Genomic DNA, 10,065 nt, shown 5'->3' with positions numbered 1-10,065 from the left:
CGGTACTGACAACCTGATTCGTTGCTCCGCCATCCCCGTAACGGCGGGTGCGCGCACGTTCTCTGCCGCGCGCGAAACGTATCGCATCGGCTGATGATGGGAGTACGGCCGAACACGCGGAGCTGACCATGACGGGGTGGCGCGTCAGGGACTACACACAGGACGATCTCGAATCGGTGCTCCGAGTCGACGCCGAGAGCGGCACGACCGAAGAGCCACCGCTCTTTCCGCTCTCGGACGCCGTGGCGGCCCTCCAGGCCCTCCACCCGGCGGTGGTGGCCACGGCGGACGACGTGGTGGTCGGTGCCGCGGTGAGCAGGGTGGACGGAGACCGGGCGTGGATCTTGCGCATCAGCATGGCGCCCGCCTGGCGGCACAAGGGGCTGGGCAGTGACCTGATCACGGCCTTGGAGCACCGGCTGTTCGCCGGTGGCGTCCGAACGGTGCACGCGGTCCTGCCCGACGGAGAGACCGGTGCCGCCGCCCTGTACAACTGCGGCTTCGGCGCCCGTCCGGGCCTGGTCTTCTTCGAGAAGCGCGGACGAGTGACCCCTCAGGCGGTCAGCATGCTGGCGTCGCTGGGAGCGGAGCTGCCGCCCGGGGGGCTGTGGCAGAAGGTCGCGGGCATGCAGCGGGAGAAGGAGCTCATCGAGCGGCGTCTGGTCCTGCCACTGGCCCATCCCGAAATGGCCGCCCAGCACGGCGTGGAGCTGCCGCGGGCCGTGATGCTGTTCGGGCCGCCCGGAACCGGCAAGAGCACGTTCGCGCACGCCATCGCCAGCCGCCTGCAATGGCCCTTCCTCGAACTGTTCCCCGCCCGGCTGGCCGCCGAGTACGGACTGGCGAGCGGGCTGAACCGGCGCTTCGACGAGATCGCCGGGCTCGACCACGTCCTGGTCTTCATCGACGAGGTCGAGGAGATCGCCGGGACCCGGAGCGGCGCGGACGCGACCGCGGTCGGCGTCGTCAACGAACTGCTCAAGGCGATCGTCCGGTTCCGGGGCCAGGACGGGCGGCTGCTCGTCTGCGCCACGAACGACGTGACCACGCTCGACTCCGCGTTCCTGCGGCACGGCCGTTTCGACTACGTCTTGCCGATCGGCCCCCCGGACCACCGCGCGCGGACCGCGCTGTGGGAGAGCTACCTGGACCGGGCGGGCGCGAAGGCCGACAGCGCGGCGCTGGCGGACGCCAGCGAGGGGTTCACCCCCGCCGACATCGCCCATGTGGCGCGCACCGTCTCCCAGATCCAGTTCGAGCACACCTTCGACACCGGGACCCGGGCCCGCCCCACCACCGGGGACTACCTGCGCACGATCGGCGAGACCAGGCCCACGGTCAGCGCGGCCATGGCACAGGAGTTCGCCCGGCAGACCGAGAAGTTCGCCCGCATCTAGGTGTGCTGTCCGGATCAGGCCGGGCCCGCGGCCGTCTCCTCCTCCTCGGCCTCCATGTGCCGGATTCCCTCGTGGGTGAGGGTGACCATCGCCGGGGTGTTGCCGGGGTCCCAGTCGACGGTGATCAGTCCTTCGCCCGCCAGGTAGGTGCAGGCGGCGGCCAGGTCCTGTTCCGGTACCCGGAGGTCGCGCCGCAGCTGTGCTCCGGTGATGCCGAGGAGGCGGTTGCCCTCGACGGATTCGTACAGGACCCGGAGCACCTGGTCGCGGTAGGTCTTGCGTTCGCGCAGTGTGGCCATGACCGCGTCCTTTCGTGTGTGGGGTGGCGCGGGCTCCGGGGCCGGTCGGGGCTTCTCAGATCTCGTCGGAGTGCGCGCCGGTGCCGACGGGGGTCCTGCTGGCGGCCAACCACGAGCGGGCGGGGCCGGCGGGGGTTGACGTGTCCACGGTGAGGTGGAGCCGGGTGTCGCCGTCGAGGCCGGGGTAGCTTCGCTGTTCCGCGCCCGCGAAACAGCGGCGGAGCGCCTCCGCGACCGCACGGGCGGCTTCCGGAGTGTGCGCGATGATCCGGACCTCGGCGTGCCCGAGCGAGGGCAGTGTCTGGGTCTCGATGTACTTCACGTGGGCGTGTTCCCTTTTCGAGTGGGTGAGAGGCCGGCGGAGCGGGGCGCCGAGGCGTCCCGCCCGCTGCCCCCGGTCGGAGGAAGTTCTGTTCCTCACCGGTCGGCACCCGTGTGATGGGCTCGACGACCGGTGCCGTCCGGCAGGCCGGGAGGCCTCGGCAGGGGGTCACTGAAGCGGTAGGCCTCGATCCGCGCGTCGTGCTGGACGTTCAGCAGGTGGATCCAGAGCATTCCGATGCCGATCATGAGGATGATCACTGCGATGAGGACGATGGTCTCCACGGAGCTCACCTCCAGCCGTTTCCGGCCGGCGGCAGGGCGCTTCGTCCCATCGGCTCCCCGAAGGGGGACATGCAGGCCCCGCCTTCGCCCTCCCAGGTGGCTTCCCGGCGGCGGGCGTCGACGATGCCGCGCCCGATGACGGTCTCGTTCGCCATCAGGACGTCTGCGGCCAGGACGCTGCCCGGGATCGCGGCGGCGGCCATCAGCCGGGCGGCGGCCGCGGGCTCGGTCTCGGGCGGGATCACCAGGAGGTCCCAGCGGCCGACGGTGTAGGAGAGCAGGATCAGCTTGTCGGGGTCCTGTTCGGTGAACCAGCCCACGTGCAGGACGTGCCCGGCCACGGCAACCGTGCGCGGGACGACCGGCCAGCGGCGGGGGTTCACGCTGACGCGGGTGATGCGCCCCCAGGTCCCGTCCAGGGCGGCGGCGAGAGCGGGGAGCTCGGCTTCGAGGTCACGTGAGTACGGCCACCAGGCACCGTCCAGCTGACCTGCGAGGGTGGTCTTCGGGGTGAGGGACAGGCGGGCCGGGCGCAGGACAGCAGCGGGCTGCGCAGCGCGGTCGAGGGTCGTGGTCATGTCGCGGACCCGTCTCCGGGCCGTTCGCGAACGGCCCGGTGCAGTGATCGCCGGAAACGACGTCCGCGTGGGAGCGGGTGTGCGGAATACTCCCGGTCCCTTCACCGTACTCCGGTTGGCGATCCAGGAAGCCGCTTCTGACCAGGTATTTTCCGGGCAGGCGGCGAGAGCGGCGCAGTCGGTTTCCCTCGCCGCACCGGGCGGGTGGGTGGAGTACCGTGAAACGACGGAGACGCTCTGCAGCTCAACAGCCTTTTCGACGCCGCCGCCGGCCGTCGAACGGGGTGGCTCCGCACCGCGAGACAGGCGGAATCACCATGGCCGCATCCGACAACCCCGCCCCTGCGAAGCTCCTCCCGGACGCGATCCACCAAGCGGTCAAGCCGGGCGCCGCCCTGCTCCGGCTGGAGACCACGAAGTCCCGCGAAGGGCTCCTGGACGGCGCCTGGTGGCCGCGCTCCAGGGACGTCACGGTCGAGCTGCCCGCACTGATCACGGCACTGACCGCGCACCTCGGGCCCCTCACGCGGGTCGGCCTGGACGCCTCCGCCTGGCAGGACGTCCCGACCCGTCTGGTCATCGACGGCCAGGTCGTGCACCTCGATGCCGACCCTGTCGGCGACGACACCGTCCTCGTCACTCGTGGCCACAACGACCACTTCGCCCTGCTGGTGGTCCCCCCGGACACCACCGCCGACGCCGCCCGCGAAGCGATGGCCCGCGCCGTCCGCGCCGACAACGTCACGCAGGCCACTCAGATCCTCATCGCGACCACACCTGAACCCGAGGACGGCGCCGCCGAGGCGGCGGGCTGACCCCGAATCCTCAGTGGCCGAGCGGGCGGGTGGTGCGCCGGTCAGAGCCCCTCGTCGTGCAGGTCCTCCTCGCGCAGAAGATCGTCCTCGCCGTGGCGCGAGGTCTCCTTCTGGCCGGGCTTGTGTCCCTTCTCGCGGGACGACCGGCCGGGCTGGGGCTGCGCCGGGTCCCCGGGGCGACGGTGCTCCTGCGGCTCGCGCCCCTTGCCCGGCTCCTGGCGCTTGTCCTGCCTACCGTCCATGACGGCGACTCCTCTGGATGCGTGGGGTACGGATTCCTCTCCGATCACGCTGACACGCACCGCGACGGTCTGCATCATGTCGACCGCGAAGCGAGGCATTCGAAGGACGCTCGGCCTCACCAGGAAGGAGGACTGACGACAGCCACTCGCCATCGACGAGTGCCCGGGGCTCAACCTGACTCCCCGCGAGGGAACCCGTGGCACGCAACACTTCACCTCGTGCCGAGCTTTCAGCGGAGGAAGGCCGGGGGACGTCCACGAGCAACGCATCGCCGAGGAACTGACCGGGCGCGTGTACCGAGCAGCGTCCGGCTTCGAACGCCACCGAGAGCCTCATGACGCACCGTCACCAAACTCGGCATTGGTCCTGCCAAAGCCGACCCCAGCCGGTCATACGAGGGAAGCGTCGAGGGCCCGGAGATGGCCTCCCGGAGCCTCCCGTCGCTCACCTCGCCGGGATGGTCTCCGCACGGAAAACGGCCTCCCCTGAGCTGATCTCGACTATCGACCTGCCTCACACAAGCACAGGTCAGCGCACCCGTCCGCGCGCTTTCAGCGGCACCGGCGGGAGCGCAGGCGCAGGGATCGGGGGGCCGTCGTAGCCCTTCACCTCGCCGTAGCGGGTGCCGTTCGTCCAGTCCTCGCGGAACTCCTCGATGTCCGCCTGGCTGCGCCCGATCCAGTTCCAGAACATCACGATCTCCTCCTCGAACGGCTCGCCGCCCAGCAGCATCAGGCCGGCGTCCGAGGTCGCGCTCAGGGGGAGGTCCGTGCGGCCGCAGCCGAGGTAGAGCATGGAGCCCGGGAGGACCGGGACGCCGTCCACGTGGGCCTCGCCCGACATCGACAGCACCGCGTACTCGAAGTCCGGGTCGAGCGGGAGCCGCGTTTCGGTGCCCGCCGCGAGGGTCAGGTCCGCGCCGACGATCGGGCTGTACGCCGTGCCCGGTGAGGTCGCCGTGTCCAGGGTGCCCAGGATGACCGTCGCGGTCAGGCCCGGCGCCGTCACCTGCGGGAGCTCCGCGTGGTGCTGGAAGTGCGGGTCCACGTTGCGGTGGGCCTCGGGGAGGGCCACCCACAGCTGGGCGCCGTGCAGGATCCGGCCGTGCGGGCGGGGGCTCTCCTCGGAGTGGCTGATGCCGCGGCCCGAGGTCATCAGGCCGAGCTCGCGGGGGCGGATCGTCTCCAGGCTGCCGACGCTGTCGCGGTGGAGCACCTCGCCGTCGTGGAGCCAGCTCACGGTCTGGAGCCCGCTGTGGGGGTGCGGGGCGACCTGCATGCCGGGCTCGTCGGCGATGTCGTCCGGGCCGTAGTGGTCGACGAAGCACCAGGCGCCCACCATGCGGCGGCCCAGGTTCGGCAGGAGCCGGCGGACCTCGGTGGACTCCCCGAGCCTGACCGTGCGCGGGCTGAGGAGCTCACGGACTGGTTCGGCCACGACGAAGCCGCGGCCGCCGCAAGCGGAAAGAGCGGGCCGGCGATCGAGATTGCTCATACCGCACAACCTAGTACCCGCGGCGGTGCCGTGTTCGGTGGAATGCCCGGCTGTCGTCCCGTGTTGGAGGGGGCGGACACACCCGAGGACATCACCTGAACGGCGGAAGGGACGCGATGAACGCGCCGACGACCTACTTCGAGCACGGGACGGCAGCCGAGCGCTGGGAGCGGGCCCGGCTCTTCTTCGACGCGAAGGAGTACGCGACGGCCGCCCGCATCCTGCACCCGCTGGCCGAAGAGGCCCCCGAGCAGCTGGCGCCGCGCCTGCTGCTGGCCCGCGCCTACTACCACTCCGCCCAGCTCTCCCGGGCCGAGCAGGAGCTCCGCGCCATCCTGGAGCGCTGGCCCGTGGAGGACTACGCGCAGCTGATGCTCGGCCGGACGCTGGAGCGCCGGGGCCGGGCCGCGGAGGCCGCCCCGTACCTGCGGCTCGCCGCCGCGATGGCCGGCGAGTTCCCCGAGTAGGGCCCGAGTCGGCGGACAAAAGGCTGCGCCGTGCCGGGCCGGGCGGCCGCCTCGGTTAGCCTGGGGGCACGATGAACCGTCTGACCACGCCTTTCGGCTCCTACGAGCTCACCCGCTTCCCCGAAGACCCGCGCGACCAGCTCCGCGCCTGGGACGCCGCCGACGAGTACCTGCTGCGCCACCTCGACTCCGGTACGGGGGAACGCGGCCCGGTGGACCTGGCCGGCGCCGGGCAGATCACCGTCCTCGGGGACCGCTGGGGAGCGCTGACGACGGCGCTGGCCGCGTTCCGCCCGACGCAGATCACCGACTCCTACCTGGCCCGGGCCGGCACGGCCGCGAACCTGGACCGCGCCGGCATCGGCACCGCCAAGGAGACGGTGCGGCTGCTGACCACCCAGGACCCGCCGCCCGAGCGGATCGACGTGCTCCTGGTCCGGGTTCCGAAGAGCCTGGCGCTGCTGGAGGACCAGCTGTACCGGCTGGCGCCGCACGTGCACGCGGGCACGGTCATCGTGGGCACCGGCATGGTCAAGGAGATCCACACCTCCACGCTGAAGCTCTTCGAGAAGATCCTCGGCCCGACCAGGACCTCGCTCGCCGAGAAGAAGGCCCGGCTGATCTTCTGCACGCCCGGTGCCGCGTCGACGCGGGCCGTCGACCCGTGGCCGGTCACGTACACCCTGGACGAGGAGGCGGGCTCGGGCGCCGGCCTGACCGCCGTCAACCACGCCGGGATCTTCTGCGCGGACCGGCTCGACGGCGGCACCCGCTTCTTCCTCCAGAGCATCCCGACCAACACCGACGGAGCCCGGGTCGTGGACCTGGGCTGCGGCAACGGCATCGTGGGCACGGCCGTCGCGGTCGCGGACCCGCGCGCGGAGATCGTCTTCACCGACGAGTCGTACCAGGCGGTCGCCTCCGCCAAGGCCACGTTCCGCGCCAACGTCCACCGCGAGCGCGAGCGGGCCGACTTCCTCGTCGGCGACGGCGTGGCCATGCTGGACCCCGGTTCGGTCGACCTGGTGCTCTGCAACCCGCCGTTCCACTCGCACCAGGCGACGACCGACGCGACGGCGCTGCGCATGTTCGCGCAGTCGCGCAAGGTGCTGCGGCCGGGCGGTGAGCTGTGGGTGGTCGCCAACCGCCACATGGGCTACCACACCCACCTGCGCCGCCTGTTCGGCAACAGTGAAGTCACGGCGAGCGAGCCGAAGTTCGTGGTGCTGCGCGCGGTCAAGCGGGACGAGCGGTCACGCCCCGTGTGACCTGCCGGTATACCCGTCGGTACGGCCCGGGTGCGTCCCGCGTCCGGCCTACACTCGGCCGCGTGAGCAGCCCGGTGCGAAATGACGGTTCGGACGAAGGCGCGGGCGGCGGCGCGGACGGCGCGCGCTTCCGTCGCGAGGAGCTGGCCCGCGCGGCCGGCGTCAGGGTGCGCAACCTGCGCTACTACCAGGAGCGCGGGCTGCTCCCGCCGCCGCGGCGCGAGGGCCGGATCGCCTGGTACTCCGCGGACCACCTGACGCGGCTCCGGCTGATCAGCGATCTGCTGGGGCGCGGGTACACCGTCAACGGGATCGCCGAGCTGCTGCATGCCTGGGAGGCGGGCGGCGGTCTGTCCCAACTGCTGGGTCTGGAGCGGGCGATGACCCGCGACTGGGTCCAGGAGGAGCCGGTCACCATGACCCTGGCCGAGTTGCGCGGGCTGTTCGGCCCGGCGGCGACGGCCGAGGACACCCGGCGGGCCGCGGAGCTGGGGTACGTACGGATCGAGGGCGACCGGGTCACGCACCAGAGCCGGCGGCTGCTGGAGGCGACGCTCACGCTCGTGCGCCAGGGCGTGCCGCTGGCGGAGATCCTCGATGCCGGGGACTTCGTACAGGCTCAGGCGGCCGCGCTCGCCGACCGGTTCGTCGGACTGTTCCGCCGGCATGTGATCGGCCCGGACGGTCTGGAGCGGCTTTCGGCCAGTCAACTGGATCACATCTCGGAGGCCGCGGCGGCGCTGCGTCCCGTGGCGGGCGAGGTCGTGGCCGCGGAGTTCGCCCGGGCGATGGCCCGGCGGGTGGAGGCGGAGGTCGCCGAACTGCTGCGCACGGAGCAGTGACCGACGGGTAGGAGTCGGCCGAAAAGGCACGGTCGAACAACCTTGCCAACCCCCATTGGCACTCTTACATTCAACTCGTCGGTAACAACGGTGCACAGCCGAAATAAGGGACGATCTCATGGCAGATTCCCCCAACTTATCGGATTCCTCCGCCCCGCCCGGCAGAGACGGCGAAGGAGGCGGCCGCGTCCGCTGGCGCCGCTTCGCCGTTCTGACCGTCCCCGCCGTGGCCGTCACCGCGGGCCTCGGCATCGCCCTCGCGCAAGGCGTGCTCGCCGCCTCGTTCGCCGTGTCGGGCCAGCAGTTCAAGGTGTCGGCGACGAGCTTGGAGGGCGAGGGCTTCGCCCAGTACGGCAGCGTCGACGTCAACGCCCGCGAGGAGCTCATCCCCGTGGCCGTCACCGCCATCAAGGAGGCCAAGCTCCACAGCCTCTGCCAGTCGGTGGTCACCACGCTCCCCATCGTCGGCGACATCTCGCTCAACCTCACGGCCGGTGACAAGAGCCCCGTCGAGGCCAGCAACCTGTTCGTGGACGCCACCCAGCTGTCCGGCAACGCCGTCTTCACCAACATCGAGATCGGCCGTGACGCGTCCACCCTCGACAAGGGGCCGGCGGAGGCCGTGGGCATGCAGGACCTGTTCGCCCAGCAGGCGGACACCGTCAGCATCACCGATCTCCACCAGACGGCGTGGGCGACGAACGCGGGCACCTTCAAGCTGTCCGGGCTGAACATGAACATCAGCAAGGGCAAGAAGGAATGCTTCTGAGCCGCTGGCGGCGGTGGCGGCGGGGCAGGCCGTTCTGGGGAGGGCTGTTCGCCGTCCTCGCCGGAGCGGAGATCTGCGCCCTGCCGCTCGCACCGCTGAAGGTCATGCTCCAGCAGGGCATCGCGGGCATCCCGTCCGTCCTGATGGGCATCGTCATGATCGTGCTCGGCCTGACCGCCTGGTTCTCGCCGGCGCAGCGCAGCCTCGCCGGGGTGCTCACCACGCTCGTCGCGACTGCCGCGCTGGTCCTGTCGAACCTCGGCGGGTTCCTGATCGGCACCCTGCTCGGGATCCTCGGCGGCGGGCTGATGTTCGCCTGGCAGCCGCACGCCGCCGCCCGCCCCCCGGCCGCGCCGCACGCCCCCGCACCACAGGCGCCCGTACCGCAGGCACCCGCACCGCAAGCGCCCGCACCGCCGCACTCCGTCTGACCGCCGCAGTCCCCGTACCGCCGAAGCGCCGCTCGGTCCCCCACACCCACCGGCTCCAGCCCGCACCCCCATCCCCAAGGAGCACCACCATGAGCCGCACGCGTACCGCATTCGCCCTCGGCCTCGCCGCCGCCGGAGCGCTGTCGGTGGCCTCGGTCACCGCCACCGCCGCGCCCTTACCGCTGGCCGGGTCGACCACCGTCACCCCGGCCGGGCACTCCTTCAAGGCCACCCTCAGCGGCAAGGCCACCCTCAAGGCCGGTTCCGTGACGGTGACGTGTTCCGTCTCCGTCTCCACCGGCACGGTCCCGGCCGCCCCCGGGAACCAGAACGCCTCCGGTCCCGTCTCGTCGCCGATCTCGCCGCCGACGTACAGCTCCTGCACCTCCAGCGTCTGGGGAGTGACCCCGACCGTCACCACCAGCGGTTCCTGGTCGGTGTCGATGCAGGACGGCTCGCCGATCACCGCCACCATGACCGTCCCGGTCGGCGGACTCGTCGTGCAGACGTCCGGCCTGGCCACCTGTACGGTCACCGCGGCCCCGTCCGCCCCGGCGAACGTCGCCGGGACCTGGGCGAACGGCGCCCCGCCGAGCCTGACCTTCACCAACGCCTCGGTACCGGTCACGGTCACCGGCGGGTTCGGCTGCCCGACCAGCGCGACCTCGTCCACCTTCAACGCCGTGTACAAGGTCACCGACACGACGGACCCGGCGCAGCAGATCACCGTCGGCCCCTGACGGGCGCCGGCGACCCGCGTACGAAGAGGGCCCGCGGGGGCGCCGCGGGGTCGAGCGGCGGGGGCGCGCGCGGGCCGGGACAACACCACACCACCAAACACCAGAACGACACATTC

14 protein-coding genes are annotated in these 10,065 nt (G+C 71.6%); 8 read left to right on the top strand and 6 right to left on the bottom strand.

The genetic code is table 11. The features are described from left to right. Positions 1 to 128 precede the first annotated feature (128 nt). Positions 129 to 1,397: an ATP-binding protein gene (locus tag ACFXA3_RS23235; protein WP_385189570.1), complete on the top strand. Its 1,269-nt coding sequence runs from the start codon at positions 129 to 131 to the stop codon at positions 1,395 to 1,397. A gap of 14 nt (positions 1,398 to 1,411) precedes the next feature. On the opposite strand, the gene ACFXA3_RS23230 is transcribed toward ACFXA3_RS23235, so the two are convergent. From ACFXA3_RS23230 to ACFXA3_RS23215, 4 genes are all read right to left on the bottom strand, one after another. Then, positions 1,412 to 1,696 (bottom strand): hypothetical protein, encoded by a 285-nt coding sequence (locus tag ACFXA3_RS23230; protein WP_385189569.1) that lies wholly within the window; start codon positions 1,694 to 1,696, stop codon positions 1,412 to 1,414. A gap of 55 nt (positions 1,697 to 1,751) precedes the next feature. Continuing rightward, on the bottom strand, positions 1,752 to 2,018 hold the full coding sequence (locus ACFXA3_RS23225; protein ID WP_385189568.1) for a hypothetical protein: 267 nt from the start codon (positions 2,016 to 2,018) through the stop codon (positions 1,752 to 1,754). A 95-nt stretch (positions 2,019 to 2,113) separates the two neighbouring features. Next, complete coding sequence (locus ACFXA3_RS23220; protein ID WP_385189566.1) at positions 2,114 to 2,302, bottom strand: hypothetical protein; 189 nt, start codon at positions 2,300 to 2,302, stop codon at positions 2,114 to 2,116. 5 nt (positions 2,303 to 2,307) lie between these two features. After that, the gene (locus ACFXA3_RS23215; RefSeq protein ID WP_385189563.1) at positions 2,308 to 2,880 is read right to left on the bottom strand and encodes a DUF5994 family protein; all 573 of its coding nucleotides are present in this window, start codon (positions 2,878 to 2,880) and stop codon (positions 2,308 to 2,310) included. A 317-nt stretch (positions 2,881 to 3,197) separates the two neighbouring features. Here ACFXA3_RS23215 and ACFXA3_RS23210 point away from each other — a divergent pair, with 317 nt between their 5' ends. Next, complete coding sequence (locus ACFXA3_RS23210) at positions 3,198 to 3,695, top strand: DUF5994 family protein (protein WP_385189561.1); 498 nt, start codon at positions 3,198 to 3,200, stop codon at positions 3,693 to 3,695. Positions 3,696 to 3,736: 41 nt separating this feature from the next. On the opposite strand, the gene ACFXA3_RS23205 is transcribed toward ACFXA3_RS23210, so the two are convergent. Further along, positions 3,737 to 3,937, bottom strand: a complete 201-nt coding sequence (locus ACFXA3_RS23205) for a hypothetical protein (protein WP_385189559.1) — start codon at positions 3,935 to 3,937, stop codon at positions 3,737 to 3,739. A gap of 529 nt (positions 3,938 to 4,466) precedes the next feature. Beyond that, positions 4,467 to 5,432 (bottom strand): pirin family protein, encoded by a 966-nt coding sequence (locus tag ACFXA3_RS23200; RefSeq protein WP_385189557.1) that lies wholly within the window; start codon positions 5,430 to 5,432, stop codon positions 4,467 to 4,469. Positions 5,433 to 5,548: 116 nt separating this feature from the next. On the opposite strand from ACFXA3_RS23200, the gene ACFXA3_RS23195 reads away from it, so the two are divergent. The 6 genes from ACFXA3_RS23195 (at position 5,549) to ACFXA3_RS23170 (ending at position 9,949) form a co-directional block, all read left to right on the top strand. Beyond that, a complete protein-coding gene (locus tag ACFXA3_RS23195) occupies positions 5,549 to 5,899 on the top strand; it encodes a tetratricopeptide repeat protein (protein WP_385189556.1) in 351 nt (116 codons plus the stop codon). Positions 5,900 to 5,979: 80 nt separating this feature from the next. Then, positions 5,980 to 7,167, top strand: a complete 1,188-nt coding sequence (locus ACFXA3_RS23190) for a methyltransferase (RefSeq protein ID WP_385189572.1) — start codon at positions 5,980 to 5,982, stop codon at positions 7,165 to 7,167. Between the two features lie 62 nt (positions 7,168 to 7,229). Next, positions 7,230 to 8,009, top strand: coding sequence for a MerR family transcriptional regulator (locus ACFXA3_RS23185; RefSeq protein WP_385189554.1), 780 nt, complete (start codon positions 7,230 to 7,232; stop codon positions 8,007 to 8,009). A 118-nt stretch (positions 8,010 to 8,127) separates the two neighbouring features. Further along, complete coding sequence (locus tag ACFXA3_RS23180; RefSeq protein WP_385189551.1) at positions 8,128 to 8,778, top strand: DUF6230 family protein; 651 nt, start codon at positions 8,128 to 8,130, stop codon at positions 8,776 to 8,778. Next, a complete protein-coding gene (locus tag ACFXA3_RS23175) occupies positions 8,769 to 9,209 on the top strand; it encodes a DUF6114 domain-containing protein (RefSeq protein ID WP_385189548.1) in 441 nt (146 codons plus the stop codon). The genes ACFXA3_RS23180 and ACFXA3_RS23175 overlap by 10 nt, the downstream gene beginning before the upstream one ends. An 89-nt stretch (positions 9,210 to 9,298) precedes the next feature. After that, positions 9,299 to 9,949: a hypothetical protein gene (locus ACFXA3_RS23170; protein ID WP_385189547.1), complete on the top strand. Its 651-nt coding sequence runs from the start codon at positions 9,299 to 9,301 to the stop codon at positions 9,947 to 9,949. The last annotated feature ends 116 nt before the right edge of the window (positions 9,950 to 10,065 follow it).

This window comes from Streptomyces sp. NPDC059456 (assembly GCF_042750055.1).
In the GTDB taxonomy this organism is placed as follows: domain Bacteria; phylum Actinomycetota; class Actinomycetes; order Streptomycetales; family Streptomycetaceae; genus Streptomyces.
The sequence above is the reverse complement of the archived record's forward strand: the minus strand, read 5'-3'. Positions and strand labels throughout refer to the sequence as shown.